General features: G+C 60.2%; 17 protein-coding genes. 7 read left to right on the top strand and 10 right to left on the bottom strand.

Going from position 1 to position 17,860, the window contains the following annotated elements; genetic code table 11:
• Positions 1-102 precede the first annotated feature (102 nt).
• Complete coding sequence (locus RHM69_RS24015; RefSeq protein WP_073845632.1) at positions 103-2,169, bottom strand: AsmA family protein; 2,067 nt, start codon at positions 2,167-2,169, stop codon at positions 103-105.
• 357 nt (positions 2,170-2,526) lie between these two features.
• Here RHM69_RS24015 and RHM69_RS24010 point away from each other — a divergent pair, with 357 nt between their 5' ends.
• The gene (locus RHM69_RS24010; RefSeq protein ID WP_003188116.1) at positions 2,527-2,847 is read left to right on the top strand and encodes a hypothetical protein; all 321 of its coding nucleotides are present in this window, start codon (positions 2,527-2,529) and stop codon (positions 2,845-2,847) included.
• 151 nt (positions 2,848-2,998) lie between these two features.
• Positions 2,999-3,631 carry a TetR family transcriptional regulator gene (locus tag RHM69_RS24005; RefSeq protein ID WP_003188114.1) on the top strand — a complete coding sequence of 211 codons (633 nt, stop codon included), beginning with the start codon at positions 2,999-3,001 and terminating at the stop codon, positions 3,629-3,631.
• Between the two features lie 5 nt (positions 3,632-3,636).
• On the opposite strand, the gene RHM69_RS24000 is transcribed toward RHM69_RS24005, so the two are convergent.
• Entirely contained in the window at positions 3,637-4,143 is a 507-nt protein-coding gene (locus tag RHM69_RS24000) for a C40 family peptidase (RefSeq protein ID WP_014716696.1), read from the bottom strand.
• Between the two features lie 339 nt (positions 4,144-4,482).
• Here RHM69_RS24000 and ureE point away from each other — a divergent pair, with 339 nt between their 5' ends.
• The 5 genes from ureE to RHM69_RS23975 all read left to right on the top strand — a co-directional run bounded on the left by ureE (position 4,483) and on the right by RHM69_RS23975 (position 8,164).
• Positions 4,483-4,983 (top strand): urease accessory protein UreE, encoded by a 501-nt coding sequence (gene ureE / locus RHM69_RS23995; protein WP_060767962.1) that lies wholly within the window; start codon positions 4,483-4,485, stop codon positions 4,981-4,983.
• Complete coding sequence (locus RHM69_RS23990) at positions 4,980-5,654, top strand: urease accessory protein UreF (RefSeq protein WP_060767961.1); 675 nt, start codon at positions 4,980-4,982, stop codon at positions 5,652-5,654. Before ureE ends, RHM69_RS23990 begins: the two co-directional genes overlap by 4 nt.
• Before the next feature lie 14 nt (positions 5,655-5,668).
• Positions 5,669-6,283 (top strand): urease accessory protein UreG, encoded by a 615-nt coding sequence (gene ureG, locus RHM69_RS23985; RefSeq protein WP_014716693.1) that lies wholly within the window; start codon positions 5,669-5,671, stop codon positions 6,281-6,283.
• Between the two features lie 22 nt (positions 6,284-6,305).
• Entirely contained in the window at positions 6,306-6,878 is a 573-nt protein-coding gene (locus tag RHM69_RS23980) for a HupE/UreJ family protein (RefSeq protein ID WP_014716692.1), read from the top strand.
• A 176-nt stretch (positions 6,879-7,054) separates the two neighbouring features.
• The gene (locus tag RHM69_RS23975; RefSeq protein ID WP_058410312.1) at positions 7,055-8,164 is read left to right on the top strand and encodes an AGE family epimerase/isomerase; all 1,110 of its coding nucleotides are present in this window, start codon (positions 7,055-7,057) and stop codon (positions 8,162-8,164) included.
• 108 nt (positions 8,165-8,272) lie between these two features.
• On the opposite strand, the gene RHM69_RS23970 is transcribed toward RHM69_RS23975, so the two are convergent.
• The 8 genes from RHM69_RS23970 to RHM69_RS23935 form a co-directional block, all read right to left on the bottom strand.
• Positions 8,273-9,178 carry a cation diffusion facilitator family transporter gene (locus tag RHM69_RS23970; RefSeq protein ID WP_014716690.1) on the bottom strand — a complete coding sequence of 302 codons (906 nt, stop codon included), beginning with the start codon at positions 9,176-9,178 and terminating at the stop codon, positions 8,273-8,275.
• Positions 9,179-9,358: 180 nt separating this feature from the next.
• A complete protein-coding gene (locus tag RHM69_RS23965; protein WP_014716689.1) occupies positions 9,359-10,126 on the bottom strand; it encodes an SDR family oxidoreductase in 768 nt (255 codons plus the stop codon).
• A gap of 822 nt (positions 10,127-10,948) precedes the next feature.
• A complete protein-coding gene (locus tag RHM69_RS23960) occupies positions 10,949-11,665 on the bottom strand; it encodes an ABC transporter ATP-binding protein (protein WP_003188103.1) in 717 nt (238 codons plus the stop codon).
• Positions 11,662-12,537 carry an ABC transporter ATP-binding protein gene (locus RHM69_RS23955; RefSeq protein ID WP_003188102.1) on the bottom strand — a complete coding sequence of 292 codons (876 nt, stop codon included), beginning with the start codon at positions 12,535-12,537 and terminating at the stop codon, positions 11,662-11,664. The genes RHM69_RS23960 and RHM69_RS23955 overlap by 4 nt, the downstream gene beginning before the upstream one ends.
• Entirely contained in the window at positions 12,534-13,811 is a 1,278-nt protein-coding gene (gene livM / locus RHM69_RS23950; RefSeq protein WP_014716688.1) for a high-affinity branched-chain amino acid ABC transporter permease LivM, read from the bottom strand. The genes RHM69_RS23955 and livM overlap by 4 nt, the downstream gene beginning before the upstream one ends.
• Before the next feature lie 2 nt (positions 13,812-13,813).
• Positions 13,814-14,728 (bottom strand): ABC transporter permease subunit, encoded by a 915-nt coding sequence (locus RHM69_RS23945; protein WP_003188099.1) that lies wholly within the window; start codon positions 14,726-14,728, stop codon positions 13,814-13,816.
• A gap of 219 nt (positions 14,729-14,947) precedes the next feature.
• A complete protein-coding gene (locus RHM69_RS23940) occupies positions 14,948-16,084 on the bottom strand; it encodes a branched-chain amino acid ABC transporter substrate-binding protein (protein ID WP_005784282.1) in 1,137 nt (378 codons plus the stop codon).
• Positions 16,085-16,458: 374 nt separating this feature from the next.
• Positions 16,459-17,742: an NAD(P)/FAD-dependent oxidoreductase gene (locus RHM69_RS23935; protein ID WP_020301621.1), complete on the bottom strand. Its 1,284-nt coding sequence runs from the start codon at positions 17,740-17,742 to the stop codon at positions 16,459-16,461.
• Between the last annotated feature and the right edge of the window lie 118 nt (positions 17,743-17,860).

The following is a 17,860-nucleotide window of genomic DNA, read 5'->3' as shown; positions in this document are numbered from 1 at the left end:
GCAACATCCCCCTGTGGGAGCGGGCTTGCTCGCGATAGCGTTGGATCAGTTGATAAATCATTGACTGATACCCCGCTATCGCGGGCAAGCCCGCTCCCACAATTACTTCACGGTCTTGGGCGCCTTGCCTTCCTTCATCTGTTGCAGCAACGGTGCGCACTCATTGGGCTCGCCACCGCTTGGGGCAACCAAGGCGAGCAAGCCGGCGGCCGGCCCGGCGATCACGCCCAGGGCGACCATGCCTGCACCACGTAGCGCCAACGGAATGGCTTTCACGCCAGCATTGGGCTTGATGAAAGGTCCATTGACGTAAAGCGGTGAACGCAGGGAGAACAGGCGAAAACCCTTGGATTCCGGCGTGATGGTCAGGTCCAGTTGCTCGGTGGCCATATTCGCGGTGCCGTCGATGTAGATGATCGCGTTCTCGGTATCGAACACAAACAACCGTGTGGTCGCCAGGCCCGTCTTGATGCCGAAGTCCGCCGCCGCGCAGTTGATCTTTACCTCTTCGTCGCCGAACAGGCGGCCGACCACGTAGTTGCCCACGTTGAGCCCGGCGATTTCCATCAGGCTTCGGCTGATGGCACCATCGTTGATGAGCATCTTCAGGTCACCGTTGGATGTGCCCAACAGTGCCGCCACCGAGTTACCGCGCCCGGTAATATCAGCATCGCCGTTGAGTTCACCGAAGCTGGTTTTCATCGGTTCGAAAGTCGGGAACAACTGCTTGAGCTTGAAGTTGCGCGCCGTCAGCTTGGCGCGGCCCTCCATCGGCGTAGTGCGGCCGTTCAAGCGAATCTGCGCATCGAGCTTCCCACCGGCCACGCCAAAGCGCAGGGGTTCGAGGCTCAGTTGGCCGTCGTTGAGCACCAGGTGCGTATAAAGATCGGTAAAGGGCAAATCGGCGCTGTGCACGATGCGCTTGCCGGTGAACTCGACGTCGGCATCCATATCGCGCCAACGCTCGGTGCGGAACTCCTCAACCGGCAGCACTTTGGTGGCCGGCTGTTTGCTTTCACCGCCACGGGCTTTTTGTTTGGCGTTGGAGTCCGCGCCAATCAAAGGCGCCAGGTCATCCATCAGCAGTTGGTTGGACACCAGCGCGCCACTGAGCTTGGGGCGTGGCTGGCTGGCGACATAGGCCAGGTCGCCGTGGATGTCGCTGTTGCCGATCTTGCCGTTGAAGTTCTCGTAGCGGAAGGAGGCGCCGCTGGGCTCATGCAGTTTGGCGATCAGGTGGCCGTCGGTGGAATAGGCCGGCGAATCCGGCAGGGTCACGCCGGTCAGCGGATACAGGTTGCCCAGACTGCTGCCTGAAAGCTTCAGGCGCAGGTCCAGGGCGCCGAGGTTCAGCGGGTCGGTCAGGGTGCCGGCCAGGGCGATGCTGGTGTCCGCGATCTTGACCTGGGCTTGCAGCGGGAACGGCTTGGCCGCGTCCTGCAAGGCCAGCAAGCCACCGATCTTGCCCGTGCCCGCGAGCTTCTGACCATGATATTGACCTTTGACCTTGAGGCCGAACGCGTAGTCCTGGGGCGCCGAGCCTTTTTCCAGGGCCTTCTTGGCATCGGCGTCGCCGACGATTTCACCGAAGGGGATCGGCTTGCCCAGCGGGTCGATGATCACATCCAGCTGGGTCTTGAGGCTTTGATCGTCAAGGGTCACATGGCCTTTGTCGAAGCCGATGGCGCCAATATCCACCACCCAGTTGGACGGTTCGGCGTTGGGGTCCTTGGGGTCGAACTTGAACGTCCAGTTGGCGCGGCCATCCGCCAGGCGCTGCAACTGGGCACTGGGTTCGGTGAGGTCGATGCGGGGGATCACCACACGCTGCACCAGCAAGGCCAGGGGCGAAATGCGCAGCTCAACCTTCTTGAGCGTGACCATCTGCGGTTGTTTCGACCAATCGGGGTTACCCAGGGTCAGGTCTTCGGCAATCACATGGGGCCACGGCACCCAGGCGCGCCAGCCGCCTTCATCGGGCTCACGCTGCCACACCACCGCGAGGTTGCCGTTAATGGCGAATGGACGATGCAGTTCTTCGGAGACTTTGGCATTGAGGGGCGGCTTGATGCGGTTCCAGTCGAAGAACACCAACACCAGTACCACGATGGCAATCAACAGAACGAAGCTGGCGCAGCTCCAAGCGAGAATTTTACGAGTGCGCGTCATTGCACAGGACTCCTGAATACGACTGGCTGGGCAACAGCCTTTTAAACAGCTTATAGGACTACGACTGGCAAAGTGCCTGGGGGTTTAACGCAACGGCGGATTTAGCCGAAAAAAGCGATTTTCCTGATCAACCAGACAATTTTCCCCATCGACGACGCACCATTGTTACCCAGGTTCGTGTCGAAAATACCCACATCGGTGCAAAGCCGCGGGCTTGAGAGGCTCGATCTAGAGCCTCCCGCGAGAACAATCAATTCTGTTGATTATTACCATTGTGTTTATGAACTTTTATATCGACTTATCAAGGGTAACATTAGCCCTGTACCCACTTTATCGCCCTCCCTAGGAGCAACCATCATGAAACGCCAATTACTCGCTACCGTTCTGTTATCTGTCCTGGCTTCCAGCGCCTTTGCCCTGCCAGCTGCCGAACAGGCCACCCCACAGAACAAAGCCCAAGCAGTGCAAACCAGCCAAACCGTGGCTCGCAGCGGTTCGCAAGAAGACGAAAACCGTGATTACGCCAAAGGCGCCGTAGCTGAAAATGGCTACAACCGTCTGCAAGAGAAAGGTTTGGTCGAAGGCGGTGCTGAACAAGCCAACAAACGTGCCTACACCGAAGGCGTTGCTGAAGGCGGTGCCGACCGTCTGCAAGAACTGCATCAAGCACAGAGCTAAGCCTGTGGTGGCCCAGAAAAAAGCCCGATCTGCCGATCGGGCTTTTGCTTTTATATAGACCGCGTCACGCCCCGCCCCTGCCAAGTTCGACGCCGGCAAAGCGCTTTTGCTAGAGTGCGTCGCTGTACTTGCCGACAAAGCTCATCCGCTCATGCTGCCCCGCGCCGAACAGAAGCAACAGACCCGCCTCGCCCTGATGGACGCAGCCCGCCATCTGATGGAGTGTGGCCGTGGGTTTGGCAGCCTGAGCCTGCGTGAAGTGGCCAAGACGGCGGGTATCGTGCCCACCGGTTTCTATCGCCATTTCGCCGATATGGACCAGTTGGGGCTGGTACTGGTCAGCGAGGTCGGCCAGACCTTTCGCGCCACGATCCGCCTGGTGCGCCACAACGAATTCGTGATGGGCGGCATCATTGATGCCTCGGTGCGCATCTTTCTCGATGTGGTTTCGGCTAACCGCTCTCAGTTCCTGTTCCTGGCTCGCGAACAGTACGGCGGCTGCCTGGCCGTGCGCCAAGCCATCGCCGCCCTGCGCGAAGACATCACCCGCGACCTGGCCGCCGACCTGACGCTGATGCCCAAACTCCAGCACTTGGATGCCGAAGGTTTGCATGTGATGGCCGACCTGATCGTCAAGAGCGTGTTCGCCACCCTGCCCGATATCATCGACCCACCGGCCCACGCCCTGCCGGCCCACCTTACGCCCCAAGCGAAAATCACCCAGCAACTGCGCTTTATCTTTATCGGCCTCAAGCATTGGCAAGGGCTGGGCAGCACCGAATAAAGCAATCAACCCGCCGTGTGGAACCGTTTGGCGGTGGTGTAGTGCTTGTTCCAGTAGCTATTGCTCAATGAATCGATACGAATGGTTTTGCCGGTGCGCGGCGAATGAATGAATTTGCCGTGGCCAATGTAAAGCCCGACATGGCTGACCTGGCCGCGCCCGTTGCCTTTGAAAAACACCGCATCCCCAGGCTTCAACGCATTGCGCTTGATGGTCGCCGCCGATGAACGGTGCATGGCCGTGGTGGTGCGCGGTATCTGGATATTGGCCTGGGTCTTGAACAGGTACACCAGGAAGCTGCTGCAATCGAAGCCCTGCTCCGCCGAGGTGCCGCCCCACTTGTAGGGCGTACCGAGCAACTCATGGGCGCGGTCGATCACGTCGTCGATGGAAGCCGGCTTGAGGCTTTGCAGCGACGAGCCGAAGCTGGCGCGGGGCTGAAAATTGGCCGATGCCGATGAAATAAAGAAGGTCAGGCTGACCAGGCATATACAGAAAATTGATCGAAGCATGATGAACGTCGCGGTGGTATTAAACAGGGCGCATAGCCTAAAGAACCCTCAGGTAATCTCATGAACTCCAAATCCTCATGATTCGTAGGACAAATCCTAAAAACTGCCTACAGAGAAAAAGATGAAAGAAATTTCATCAAGACAAGCGCCTCCATCAACGCAAAACGCCCTTCGCCGGTGCTATAAACCTCGCCACGCACCAAATTGATTCACGCACTGAATTATCTGACGCCCTATTGAGCAGCATGCCTGCCTGACTACAGGGAATTCCGACTCAATTCCGTGATTGGCAAGCCCCTTGCTCTAGGTCTTTCATCGCTCACAGCTGGAAGCTCTCTGATGCTGGTGATACATCGCCGAATCGCCCCCCAAGCCCTCTGGGCCGCCGAGTTGCTGCTCAATTACGAAGCCCGCAGCAAAAGCCGCCTGCGCTGTTTCAGTGCCGACGGTGAAGACGTCGGCCTGTTTTTGGAGCGGGGCCAGCCGCCCTTGCACGATGGCGAATTCCTACAGGCAGAAGACGGACGCGTCGTACGGGTGTACGCCCGCCCTGAACAACTGCTGCATGTCACCTGCCGCAACGCGTTCGAGTTGACTCGCGCCGCCTATCACCTAGGCAACCGCCATGTAGCCCTGCAAGTCGGTGACGGTTGGCTGCGCCTGCTCGATGACTACGTGCTCAAGGCCATGCTTGAACAGCTGGGTGCCGATGCACAGACCATCGAAGCGCCGTTTCAACCCGAGCACGGCGCCTATGGCGGCGGCCATCATCATTCGCGCCATGGGGATGAAGACTTCAACTACGCCCCCAAGCTGCATCAGTTCGGCGTACGTCTATGAACCCAGCCTGGGCGCTTCTACGCCTGGCCAGTCCGCAATTGCCGATTGGCGGCTACAGCTATTCCCAGGGCCTGGAAATGGCGGTGGACAACGGCCGCGTACAGGATGCCGCGAGCGCCCGACGCTGGATCAGTGACCAGTTGCTGCTCAACCTGGCGCGTTTCGAAGCACCGCTGTTGCTCGCCCATTGCCGCGCAGCCATCGAGCAGGACTGGGCACAACTGGCGCAGTGGTGCGACGAGCATCGCGCCAGCCGTGAGAGCTGGGAGCTGTATCAGGAAAGCCGCCAGATGGGCTACTCCCTGCAACAGTTGCTCAACGGCTTGCCGGAACTGGACGACAGCGCCCGTGACTTTCTCGCTCAACGCGACGAACCGCACCTGGCCCTTGGCTGGGCCTTGGCCGCGCGCGCCTGGCACATCAACGCCGACGACGCCCTCGCCGCCTGGCTGTGGAGCTGGCTGGAAAACCAATTGGCCGTGCTGATGAAAACCCTTCCACTGGGCCAGCAAGCCGCCCAGCGTCTAACCAGTGAACTGCTGCCGCTGCTGCAACAAGCCCAGCAGGATGCCGAGCGCATTAACCCTAACCATTTGGGCAGCGCTGCTTTTGGCCTGTCCCTGGCGTGCATGGCCCACGAGCGCCAGTACAGCCGCCTGTTCCGTTCCTGATTCTGGAGAAGCACATGAACACACAACCCCTGCGCGTCGGTATCGGCGGCCCGGTAGGCTCGGGCAAGACCGCCCTGACCCTGGCCCTGTGCCTGGCGCTGCGCGATCGCTACAACCTGGCGGTGGTGACCAACGACATCTATACCCGTGAAGATGCCGACTTCCTGGTGCGCAACCAGGCCCTGGCGCCGGAGCGCATCATCGGCGTGGAAACCGGCGGCTGCCCACACACGGCGATTCGCGAAGATGCCTCGATCAACCTGGAGGCCGTGGACCAACTCAACCGTCGTTTTCCGGGCCTGGACCTGATTCTGGTGGAGTCCGGCGGCGACAACCTGTCGGCCACCTTCAGCCCGGAACTGTCGGACCTGACCATCTATGTGATCGATGTGTCTGCGGGCGACAAGCTGCCGCGCAAGGGCGGGCCTGGCATTTGCAAATCCGACCTGCTGGTGATCAACAAAATCGACCTGGCCCCGCTGGTCGGCGCGTCGCTGGACCTGATGAACAGCGACACTCAACGCATGCGCAACGGCAAACCCTTTGTGTTCAGCAACCAGAAAACCGGGGTCGGCCTGGATGACATCGTCGCCTTCATCGAACGCCAGGGCCTGCTGACCGCCGCCTGATCAACCCATAAGGAACCTGTCCATGAGACTCAACAGACTTTTCGCCGCCGCCGCGCTGCTGCTCGCGCCTGCCCTGGCCTTCGCCCATCCGGGCCATGGCGACAATGGCCTGATGGCCGGTATCAGCCATCCCCTGGGCGGCCTCGATCACTTGCTGGCCATGCTTGCGGTAGGCCTCTGGGCGGCCCAACAAAAAGGCGCCGCGCGCTGGGCGCTGCCATGCACCTTTGTCGGCACCATGCTGATCGGCGGCGTGCTGGGTTTTGAAGGGCTGCAACTGCCGGCGCTGGAAAGCGGGATTGCTGCTTCGGTGCTGGCCTTGGGCCTGGCGGTAGCATTGGCGGTGCGGCCGCCGCTGTTCGTGGCCGTGGGCGCCACGGCGTTGTTTGCGCTGTTTCATGGCGTGGCCCATGGCCTGGAACTGCCGGATATGACCAGCCCTTGGGCGTATGCCGCTGGGTTTGTGGGGGCGACCGCGGCGTTGCATGCAGCCGGTTATGCAGTCGTGCGCTTTTTGCCAGCTGCTGCTGCACCCTTGGTGCGAGTGGCCGGGGCGGCTTCGGCGGCGACTGGGGTGTGGTTGCTGGCGGGCTGATTTGCGGCACTGCTGAGGGCCTCTCGTTCCCACGCTCCGCGTGGGAACGCAGCCGAGGACGCTCTGCGTCCCAAAGCATGACGCAGAGCGTCATAAAATGCATTCCCACGCAGAGCGTGGGAACGATCAGCCTGCTACCATGCGCGCCTACACCCCTGCCGTGACGACGCCAGCCAATGCCCATCGCTTCCCCCTCTTCCCTGACGCCTGTGCTCACGCACTTCCATGACCTGATCGTGCCTCTCTGGCAAGGCCCGGGCTGGAATGCCGACCTGGCACTGCCCTTTGAGGCCCTGGACGCCGACCACCAGCCACTGCCCCCCCAGCGCTATCGCGCCATGGCCTGCGCCCGGCAGCTGTACCTGTTCGCCAGCCTGATCGGCGAACCCGGCGCGGCTTTCGCCGAAGAACGTGCGGCAGCGCTGTTTCGCTCCCTGCAACGGCACTTTCATGATGCCGAACACGGTGGCTGGTTCTACAGCATCGACCCTGCCGGCCAACCGCTGGACAAGCGCAAAGACCTCTACACCCACGCCTTCATTATTTTTGCCTGCGCCCATTACTGGGCCAAGATGCGTGAGCCGTTGGTGGAATCGGTGCTCAACGCTGCCCTGGAAGTCGTCGCCCAACGTTTTGCCACCGGTGACGGCTTGTACGAGGCCGTACTGGAACGCAATTGGGCCTCCCTCAACTCAGGCCCGTTGCAAAACCCGCTGATGCACCTGGCCGAAGGTTTCCTGGCCACCCTCGCAGTGCGTGAGGACGCCGAGGTACAAGCGGCCCTGCTGGCACTGGCGACGGCCATGCAGCAACGTTTCATCGACCGCGAGCACGGCGTGATGATGGAAAAACCTGTGGGCGCTGTGGATAACTGGTTTGAGCCGGGGCATCAGTTCGAATGGTTCTTTTTGCTCGAGTCTTCAGCTGCGCTACGCGGCACCGCGCTGCATGGCTCGCTGACACGGGCATTTGCCTATGCCGAGCAAAAGGGTGTGGATAAGTTAAGCGGGGCGGTCAGCGGCATGCTCGCGCTGGATGGCACGGTGCGCGACGGTACCCAACGGATCTGGGCACAGGCGGAGTACCTGCGGGCGCTGACATTGCGACCAGGTAGCGAAGCGGTGCTGCAGCGTCAGTTGCAGGCGTTGCAACAGCGCTTTTTGCATGCCAAGGGTTGGCATGAATGCCTGGATGCCGAGGGTAAGGTGAGCCGACGGGATATGCCTTCGACTACGCCCTATCATTTGGCGACTTGCTATCAGGGCTTGGTCCAGCATCTGGGCTGACCTGCAGGGCCCATCGCAGGCAAGCCAGCTCCCACAGTTGATAGTGTTCGCACATTTAAATGTGGGAGCTGGCTTGCCTGCGATAGCCTCACCTCGCTCTAACAGACTTTAGGCAATCCACTTGCGATCCCCGGTAAAACTGATCGTCAACCACCGCGCCGCATCCGCCGCCCCCAGCCCTGTGGATATCTCTTCCCGCAGCCCATCGAGAGTCGCGACGTTATCCACCGGGTAATTCGCTGGCAGCACCACATGAATTTCGATAAACCGCGCACGCCCGTGCTTCTGCACATAGGACACATAGTCGTCGAAACCATGCTTGGCCTGCGCCGCGTCCATCACTTCGCGGACCTTGTCGTCCAAGTGATCCGGCGCGATGCCCAACACTTCGCGCAGCGCCGGGCGCAGGATCTTGAATGCTGGCGCCAGCATGCTCAGGGCCAGCAGGATCAGAATCAACGGGTCCACGTAGACCGCCCACTCGCCATAGCCCTGGGACTTGAGCAACAGTGCGGCCAGGAAGCTGATCAGCAAGCCCACCGACAGCATCGCGTCCACCAGCCAACTGATGTTGTCGAACTGGATCAATGACGATTTGAGTGTGCGATTGCGGTAGCGCACATAGAAGAAGTAGGCGAACTCCACGACGGTAAACACCGCCGCATAAATGATCACCAGCCCTAACTCGATTTCGCGCCCGCCATTGATAATGCCAAACACGCCATTGAGGAACGCGTAGATGGCGATCAGCAGCAGGAAACTGCCTTCGATCAACAGCACCATTGGCTCCAGGTGCCAATAGCCGAACTGGAAACGCTCGTTGCTTTTCTTGGCGATCAGCTTGGCCGTGATCAGCATCAGCACCTTGATGGCGGTGGCGATCAGCGAGAAAAAGCCGTCGAACAGAATGGATTGGGCGCCGGATATCACACCCGTGACAATCCCGGCGATCGCGACTGCGAACATCAGGATAGTCGATTGTTTGAGCAGTGCCTGCTCACCTCGGTTACTCACATTGCCTCCTGTCAAAACCTTTAAACCGCTGGGTGCGGTGGGGTTTTCAGGCGGGCAGTGTACCTTATGCCGCATTTTGGCCGATTTGCCGCCATCGCAGGCAAGCCCCCTCCCACATTTGGATGTGTGAATACCGTCAAATGTGGGAGCTGGCTTGCCTGCGATGGCAGCGACGCGGTCTTAGCCTTTGGCCCCACGCTCAATCGCAAACCCAGCCCAGGTCTGGCTCACCGGCATCAACTCCAGGCGGTTGATGTTCACGTGCGCCGGGGTGTTCATCACCCAGAAAATCGTATCGGCAATGTCCTGCGGCTGGATCGGCTCGGCACCTGCGTAGGTGGCGTCATAACGCGCCTGGTCACCGCCGAAGCGCACCAGGGAGAACTCGCTTTCACACAAGCCCGGCTCGATATTGGTCACGCGCACGCCGGTGCCTTGCAGGTCGCAGCGCAGGTTCAACGAAAACTGCTTCACGAACGCCTTGGAACCGCCATACACATGGCTGCCCGGGTACGGGTAGTTACCGGCGATGGAGCCCAGGTTGATGATCCCGGCCCCGCGGCCATGGGCAATCAGGCGCGGCAACAGCAGGTTGGTGGTGGTCAGCAGGCCCTTGATGTTGGTATCGACCATGGTTTCCCAATCGTCGAGGTCGCACTTGGGCGCAGGGTCGGTGCCCACGGCCAGGCCGGCGTTGTTGATCAGGCCGCGCAGCGTGGCGAACGACGGCGGCAGGTTGGCGATGGCCTCCTCCATGCCTTTGCGGTCGCGCACATCCACCACCAGGCCATGCACTTCGGTCTGCTTGGAAAGCTCTTGGACCAAGGCATTCAAGCGCTCGGCACGACGACCGGTGAGCACCAGTTTCCAGCCGGCCTCGGCAAAACGACGGGCACAGGCTTCGCCGAAACCTGAAGTAGCGCCAGTGATAAACAGCGTGTCGGACATGGTGTTCTCCTTGCGGGCATCGGGAAAAAAACAGCCAGCAGAATGCCCTTACGCCGCGTTTGCGGCAACCGCTGTGCATACACGCGCATGCTTGACTGATCACTTTTTAATCAAGCGACGCAAAGCCTTATAAACCGTAGCTTGCAGCCATATGCGCGCAGGTTATCCACAACTGCGCCCACAGTCTTTGGGGGCAAGTGCAAACGGCTCAAAGCCACTGTGTACAAGGGTTGCAGGCGGTTTTATAAAGTTTTTTGCTTGACCTGGGCGCGCGCCTATGTAGCCGCTGACAAATGCAGAAAAACACAACGATGGCTCCAGGCCAGTCATTGCGGCCCCTGCGCGCGTCTTTCCAGAGTTTAATCACAGACTTATCCACAGGCCGGAACGTCTTATTTCGTTCATATACCTGTGTCTTTAAACAGGTTGACAAACCCTTGATACGGTCGCGAAAAACACGCTGATCGAAAAACAACCAACACGCTACAAGCCACGTGGTTAAAGGCTTTCAGCCAGCTACTCCCACGTTACCCACAGCCGGTTCCACAGTGGATGGGGACAAGTCAAAACTGTGACAAAACAGGGATTTGCGGCGGCTATATGTCGCGCTTTTGAGGTGGGCTGGATTTGTTTTCCACAATTTGGTGGAGCGCTTGTGGACATCGCAAAAACAAATGTGGGAACCGGCTTTGGGTGGGAGCTGGCTTGCCTGCGATGCGGCCACCTCGGTATGTCAGCTAAACCGAGGTGATGCTGTCGCGGGCAAGCCCGGCTCCCACATAAGGCCCGGTTCCCACAGGGTTGATGCGCCTGGATCTTAGGTCAGTGGCCGCCCAGGTAGGCGTTGCGCACGTCCTCGTTCACCAGCAACTCCTTGCCGGTGCCGGTCAGACGAATCTCACCATTGACCATCACATACGCTCGGTCCGACAGGCGCAGCGCATGGTTGGCGTTCTGCTCCACCAGGAAGATGGTCATACCGGTGGACGCCAGCTCGCGCAGGGTGGAAAAGATCTGCTTCACCACAATCGGCGCCAACCCCAGGCTTGGCTCATCGAGCAGCAACAGCTTGGGCCGGCTCATCAGCGCACGGGCGATGGCGAGCATTTGTTGCTCACCACCGGACATGGTCATCGCCCGCTGGTTGCGCCGCTCCTTGAGCCTGGGGAACAGCTCGAACATGCGTTGCATGTCCTCGCTGGCGAACTTGTCGCCAATGGGGATAGTGCCCATCAGCAGGTTTTCCTCGACGGTCATGTCGGGGAACACCCGCCGCCCTTCCGGCGACTGCGCAATGCCGTTGGAAGCGATGTAGTGGGACGATTTGTGGGTAATGTCGACGCCGTTGTAGAGGATCTGCCCCGACTCGGCCCGAGGCTGACCGAAGATCGACATCAGTAACGTGGACTTACCCGCGCCATTGGAGCCGATCAGGCTGACGGTTTCGCCTTCGTTGATGTGCAGCGAGACTTTTTTCAGGGCCTGGATCGGGCCGTAGAACACGTCCAGGTCCTTCATTTCGAGGATAGGTGCACTCATACCAGCTCCTCTTCATCCGCGCCCAGGTAGGCGGCGATCACTTTCGGGTCGTTGCGGATCGCATCCGGGCCGCCTTCGGCGATCACGTTGCCGTGGTCCAGCACCACAATGTGGTCGGAAATACTCATCACCATGCCCATGTCGTGTTCGATCAGCACCACCGTAAGGTCGTGTTCGTCGCGCAGCAGGCGAATCATCGCGCTGAGGGCTTCGGTTTCCTGTGGATTGAGGCCCGCTGCCGGTTCGTCCAGGCAGATGATCTGCGGCCGCGTGCACATGGCGCGGGCGATTTCCAGGCGGCGCTGCTGGCCGTAGGAGAGCTCGCCGGCCAGACGGTTGGCGCAGTCCACCAGGTCGACTACTTCCAGCCAGTAGAATGCGCAGTCCAGCGCATCGCTTTCGGCCTTGCGGTAGCCTTTGGTATTGAGGATGCCGGCAAGCATGTTGCGGTTGACCCACATGTGCTGGGCCACCAGCAGGTTTTCCAGCACCGACATTTCCTTGAACAGGCGAATGTTCTGGAAAGTGCGCGCCAGGCCGGCACGGTTCACCAGATGGGTGCCGCCGAACATCTTGTAGTACACGCGGCTGAGGAAGCTTTTGGGCGAGACAAAGTCGGTGGCCTCAAAGCGCTCACCCAGCAACTGAATGACGTTGGTTTGCTTGCCCCGCACGTTGAGCTCGATCTTGCCGCCACTGGCTTTGTAAAAGCCGGTGAGGCAGTTGAACACCGTGGTCTTGCCGGCGCCGTTGGGGCCGATCAGGGCGAAGATCGAGTTGCGTTTGACCTGTAGGCTCACATCACTGAGGGCCTTGATGCCCCCGAAGTGCATCATCAGGTGTTCGACAGACAGCACGACTTCCTTGCTCATGGCGCTACCCCCTTGCGTGGCGTCACACCGGTACGACTAATCCGAATCAAGCCACGCGGTCGCCAGATCATCATCACCACCATCAACACCCCAAACAGCAGCACACGGTACTCGGAAAAACTACGCAGCAGTTCCGGCGCCACGGTCAACACGAACGCTGCGATCACCACGCCGACCGTCGAGCCCATGCCGCCCAACACCACGATGGCGAGGATCAACGCCGACTCGAAGAAGGTAAACGACGATGGGTTGACGAAGCCCTGGTAGCTGGCAAAGAACACCCCGGCCAAACCGGCGGTGGACGCGCCGATGGTGAAGGCCGAGAGTTTGACCAGCACATGGTTCAGGCCCATGGAACGGCAGGCGATTTCATCTTCGCGCAGGGCTTCCCAGGCGCGACCGACCGGCATGCGCGTCAGGCGATGCTTGATGTACAGCACGGCCAGCACCACCAGAAACAGCACGATGTAGATGAACATGAACTTGATGTTGGGGTTGTAATCGATGCCGAAAAACTCGTGAAACGGAATGCCGCCATCCTTCGCACGCTTGCCGAACTCCAGGCCCAGGAAGGTCGGTGACGGCACGGGCATCCCGTTCGGGCCGCCGGTGAACGACAGCCAGTTGTTGAGCACCAGGCGTATGATTTCACCAAAACCCAGGGTCACGATGGCCAGGTAGTCACCGTGCATTCGCAGCACCGGGAAGCCGAGTATGCACCCCGCCAACGCCGCCGCGATGGCCGCCAGTGGCAGCACCGTCCAGAAGCCCAGGCCCAGGTATTGATAACCCAGCGCCAGGCCGTAGGCACCGATGGCATAGAACGCCACGTAACCCAGGTCGAGCAGGCCCGCCAGGCCCACCACGATGTTCAGCCCCAGGCCGAGCAATACGTAGATCAGCCCCAGGATCACCACGGTGAGCAGGTACTTGTTGGCAAAGATCGGGAACACGATGGCGATCACGATCAACGCCGGGATGATCCAGCGCAGCCGCGACTTGTAGTCCGGTGGCAGCACGTGCACGCCGGAGCCGCTGCTCTCGAACCCCTGCAGGATCTTCACGCCCTTGGAAGTTTGCAGGAACAGGCTCAAGGCAAAGCGCCCGGCCATCACGATAGCGACCAGCACGGCAACCCGCGCAGGTTCCAGGTTGAAGCTGTAGCCGTCGAGCACCACGCCGACAATCGGGCCGAATACGATCAGCGAAATCAGCCCCGCGAGGACCGTATCGACCACACTTTTCTTGATATCAATGGATTTGGCAGCAGACATGTTTACACCTTCGCCACAAGTGGGCGACCAAGCAGGCCCTGAGGACGGAAAATCAGAATCACCACCAGCAGGGAGAAACTGAACACGTCTTTGTAGTCAGAGTTGATCAACCCCGAGAACAGCGACTCGGAGATACCGAGGATGATCCCGCCCAGCATCGCCCCAGGCAGGGAGCCGATGCCGCCGAGGACCGCCGCGGTAAACGCCTTGATGCCGATGATGAAGCCGGCATAGAAGTCGAAGGTGCCGTAGTTGAGGGTGATCAGCACGCCGGCCAGGGCAGCCATGGCTGCGCCGATGACGAACACGTAGGAGATCACGCGGTCGGTGTTGATGCCCAGGATCGAGGCCATCTTGCGGTCTTGCTGGGTGGCGCGGCACATGCGGCCGAGCTTGGTGTATTTGATGATGTAGGTGAGCAAGGCCATGCCGGCGAACGCCGCCACGAGGATGAACACTTTGGTGTAGGTCAGTTGCACGAACCCGGTGCCGATATCGACGCGCCAGGCGCCGGCCAGCAGGGTGGGAATGCCTTGTTGCTTGGCGCCCTGGGCGATCTGCGCGTAGTTCTGCAGGATCAGCGAGATACCGATGGCGCTGATCAGCGGTGCCAGGCGGGTGGAGTTACGCAGGGGTTTGTAGGCGACACGCTCAATCACCCAACCGTACACGCCGGTGACGACTACGGTGAAGATCAAAGTACCGAGAATGAGCAGCGGGAAGGATTCGATGCCGAAGTAAGCCAGCAGTGCCAGACTGATCGCCGCGAGGTAAGCGGAAATCATATAAACCTCGCCGTGGGCGAAGTTGATCATGCCAATGATGCCATAGACCATTGTGTAGCCGATGGCGATCAGGCCATAGACCGACCCGAGGGTCAGGCCGTTGACCAGTTGCTGCAGGAAAATACCATCCATAACGCAATCTCACGCGGTGAGCACCTGCACACCGGTGGGTGTGCGGCGCTTCTGGAGGAAAAGACAGGTTTGTTGCAATAGAGCAGGCAACCAGGCCCTCTGTGGGAGCTGGCTTGCCTGCGATAGCGGTTTCACATTCAACACAGGGTTGGCATTGAGTCCGTCATCGCGGGCAAGCCCGGCTCCCACAGGGATCAAGGTGTTCAGGCCGTCGCGTTATTACTTCTGCTTTTCCAACTGATGGTATTTGCCGTCTTTGTCCCACTGGTAAACCACGTAGTCAGAGACTTTCAGGTCGCCCTTGGCATCCCAGGCTTTTTCGCCCATGACGGTTTTAACCGGGTTGGCCTTGAGCCACTTGGCAGCGTCTTCGCCCTTGTTGGACTTGGCACCGTTGAAGCCGGCGGCCAGGGCCTGGATCGAGGCGTAAGCGTACAGGGTGTAGCCTTCAGGCTCGGTGCCGTTCTTGCGGAACTCTTCCACGACCGTCTTGCTGTCCGGCAGCAGGCGTGGGTCGGCGCCGAAGGTCATGTACACGCCATCGACGTACTGCGCGCCGCCGGCGGTGGCTACCAGTTCGTCGGTGACCACGCCGTCATCGGACATGAACTTGACGTCTTTGAGGCCCGCTTCGCGGATCTGGCGCACCAGTGGGCCGGCTTCCGGATGCAAGCCGCCGAAGTACACGACGTCAGCGCCCAGGGAACGGATCTTGGTAACCAGGGCGCTGAAGTCTTTCTCACCTCGGGTCAGGCCCTCTTCCAGCACCGGCTTGACGCCGCGCTTGGTCAACTGGGCGGCGGTGGCGTCGGCCAGGCCTTTGCCGTAGGTGTCCTTGTCGTTGATCACCGCGACTTTCTTGCCCTTGAGCACGTCGACGATGTAGTCGCCGGCGACGATGCCTTGCTGGTCGTCACGCCCGCACATACGGAACATGGCGCCCAGGCCGCGTTCGGTCACTTGTGGGTTGGTGGAGCCTGGGGTGATGGCGATGATGCCCGCTTCGTCGTAAACCTCAGACGCCGGGATGGTGTTGGAGGAGCAGAAGTGCCCGACCACGCCGATCACCTTGTCCTGGTCGGCCAGGCGGTTGGCCACGGCCACGGCCTGCTTGGGTTCACAGGCGTCATCGCCCGCTACCAGCTTGATCTGCTCGCCGTTGATGCCGCCGGCCTTGTTGATAACGTCGGCTGCCGCCTGGGCACCCTTCATGTACTGCTCACCGAAAGCGGCGTTGGCACCCGTCATCGGGCCTGCCACACCAATTTTCACATCAGCTTGAACAAACGTAGAAACACCCAGCGCCGCAGCAACGGCGAGGGCCAGAAAACCTTTCTTGTAAAACGTCTGGGACATGAGTGGTGCTCCGATATTTTTGATTTTTGGCACGACAACTTGCATTCAAACTTTTCACTGAAAGCTCAGAGCAAGCCGCGTGCCATTACTTTTTTATTCTTCAAAAAGACACGGTGTCATTGTTATTACAGGCGTTTCGACGCCTTTTGCCAGGACGTGCAACCGTCTAGCGTCTACGGGTGCAACCAGCACTGCAAAAAAGTACAACCCTGGTAGGTCGCACCTGCAACCACAGGCATAAACGACAGTTCCTACAGCTGTAACAACGTGCGTAACGGAACTGCACATTTACAGTGCGTGATTGCTACGACTTGCACCAATACAGATGGGTAGCCTGCTAAGAAAACGCAGGCTTCTGAGGGGTATTTCGCTGATCAGATCACGATCCTCAGGCATTGCCCGGCGTGATAGAGCGAGAAGCCGGCTTCATACAGGCAACTGCGCAGGCCCACAGCGGCCAGAGGTTGCATAGGGGCAAAAGGGATCGGTAAGGCTTGGGGGTCCTGGTGACACAGGTAGTCGGCAAACGCCTTGCCCACTACGCTGCCGGTGGTCACCCCGCGCCCGTTATAACCGGTAACCGCCACAAGGCCGGGGGCCGGTTCGAACAGGCGCATCAAGTGGTCGGGGGTGAACGCGATGCAGCCGGTCCAGGTGAATTCCCATTGCACCGGTTTGAGGTACGGGAAGTAGTGTTGCTGCACCCGATCGGCCCACGCTTTGAGAAACCATGCCGGTTTCTGGTTGCCGTTACCCAGGCTGCCCAGCAACAGGCGCCCGTCGGCATCGCGGCGAATACTGCTCAGGACCTGGCGCGTGTCCCACGAACCCTGGCCGCCGGGGAGGATCTGCTTGGCCGCGTCATCGGTCAGCGGCGCCGAGGCCACCTGATAGTAATAGCCGGGGAAGAAGTTACGCCGCAGTTCGGTCCATTCGCCTTCGGTGTAGGCGTTGGAGGCGATCACCACCTGCGCGGCCTGCACCGCGCCCTCGGCGGTCTGCACCGACCAATCGGCGCCTTGGCGTTCAAGCTGGGTGACCGGGGAATGATCGAACAACTGCCCGCCCAACGCTGCGGCGGCATTCGCCAACCCAGTGGTGTAGGCCATGGGGTTCAAGGTGCCGGCGCGCCGATCCAGCAATGCGGCGGCGATTTTCCGGGTACCGGTGGCGTGCTCGCAGGCCTGGCCGGTGAGTAACTCAACCGGTGCGCCACGGCGCTTCCACTGCTGCTCACGGCTGCGCAAGTCCGCCTCGCCACGGGCGTTGTGCGCCATGTGCAAGGTGCCTTCACGGCGCAATTGGCAGTCGATGTTGTACTTGTCGATCAGGCTGAACACCAGGGACGGCGCCGCACCCAACATGCGGTTGAGCTGGCTGCCCACCGCTGTGCCGAAACCGGCCTCGATCTCGTCGGGTGGAATCCACAGGCCGGCGTTGACCAGCCCTACGTTGCGCCCCGAGCCGCCGTGACCGGTGCGATGGGCCTCCAGTACGACGACGCTTTTACCTTGTTCCAGCAAATGAATGGCCGCCGACAAACCGGTGATGCCGGCGCCGATCACGCACACATCCACCTTGACCGCGCCCTTGAGCGCGGCTCGGTCGGGACGGCCTGGGGTGAGGTGTTCCCATAAACATGTTTCGCGCAGTGCCATTGCCAGACTCCGGGATGAATTCACCACCGCTCGTTCCCACGCTCTGCGTGGGAATGTAGCCTTGGACGCTCCGCGTCCGCATTGTCGTGACGCGGAGCGTCACAGAATGCGTTCCCAC

Origin of the sequence: Pseudomonas sp. CCI1.1 (assembly GCF_034348165.1) — a bacterium.
In the GTDB taxonomy this organism is placed as follows: Bacteria; Pseudomonadota; Gammaproteobacteria; order Pseudomonadales; family Pseudomonadaceae; genus Aquipseudomonas; species Aquipseudomonas paracarnis.
The sequence above is the reverse complement of the archived record's forward strand: the minus strand, read 5'-3'. Positions and strand labels throughout refer to the sequence as shown.

What these genes read in the sequence shown, in the direction of transcription:
- RHM69_RS24015 (WP_073845632.1), bottom strand. Translation starts at nt 2,169, where the DNA reads ATGACGCGCACTCGTAAAATTCTCGCTTGGAGCTGCGCCAGCTTCGTT.
- RHM69_RS24010 (WP_003188116.1), top strand. Translation starts at nt 2,527, where the DNA reads ATGAAACGCCAATTACTCGCTACCGTTCTGTTATCTGTCCTGGCTTCC.
- RHM69_RS24005 (WP_003188114.1), top strand. Translation starts at nt 2,999, where the DNA reads ATGCTGCCCCGCGCCGAACAGAAGCAACAGACCCGCCTCGCCCTGATG.
- RHM69_RS24000 (WP_014716696.1), bottom strand. Translation starts at nt 4,143, where the DNA reads ATGCTTCGATCAATTTTCTGTATATGCCTGGTCAGCCTGACCTTCTTT.
- ureE (WP_060767962.1), top strand. Translation starts at nt 4,483, where the DNA reads ATGCTGGTGATACATCGCCGAATCGCCCCCCAAGCCCTCTGGGCCGCC.
- RHM69_RS23990 (WP_060767961.1), top strand. Translation starts at nt 4,980, where the DNA reads ATGAACCCAGCCTGGGCGCTTCTACGCCTGGCCAGTCCGCAATTGCCG.
- ureG (WP_014716693.1), top strand. Translation starts at nt 5,669, where the DNA reads ATGAACACACAACCCCTGCGCGTCGGTATCGGCGGCCCGGTAGGCTCG.
- RHM69_RS23980 (WP_014716692.1), top strand. Translation starts at nt 6,306, where the DNA reads ATGAGACTCAACAGACTTTTCGCCGCCGCCGCGCTGCTGCTCGCGCCT.
- RHM69_RS23975 (WP_058410312.1), top strand. Translation starts at nt 7,055, where the DNA reads ATGCCCATCGCTTCCCCCTCTTCCCTGACGCCTGTGCTCACGCACTTC.
- RHM69_RS23965 (WP_014716689.1), bottom strand. Translation starts at nt 10,126, where the DNA reads ATGTCCGACACGCTGTTTATCACTGGCGCTACTTCAGGTTTCGGCGAA.
- RHM69_RS23960 (WP_003188103.1), bottom strand. Translation starts at nt 11,665, where the DNA reads ATGAGTGCACCTATCCTCGAAATGAAGGACCTGGACGTGTTCTACGGC.
- RHM69_RS23955 (WP_003188102.1), bottom strand. Translation starts at nt 12,537, where the DNA reads ATGAGCAAGGAAGTCGTGCTGTCTGTCGAACACCTGATGATGCACTTC.
- livM (WP_014716688.1), bottom strand. Translation starts at nt 13,811, where the DNA reads ATGTCTGCTGCCAAATCCATTGATATCAAGAAAAGTGTGGTCGATACG.
- RHM69_RS23945 (WP_003188099.1), bottom strand. Translation starts at nt 14,728, where the DNA reads ATGGATGGTATTTTCCTGCAGCAACTGGTCAACGGCCTGACCCTCGGG.
- RHM69_RS23940 (WP_005784282.1), bottom strand. Translation starts at nt 16,084, where the DNA reads ATGTCCCAGACGTTTTACAAGAAAGGTTTTCTGGCCCTCGCCGTTGCT.
- RHM69_RS23935 (WP_020301621.1), bottom strand. Translation starts at nt 17,742, where the DNA reads ATGGCACTGCGCGAAACATGTTTATGGGAACACCTCACCCCAGGCCGT.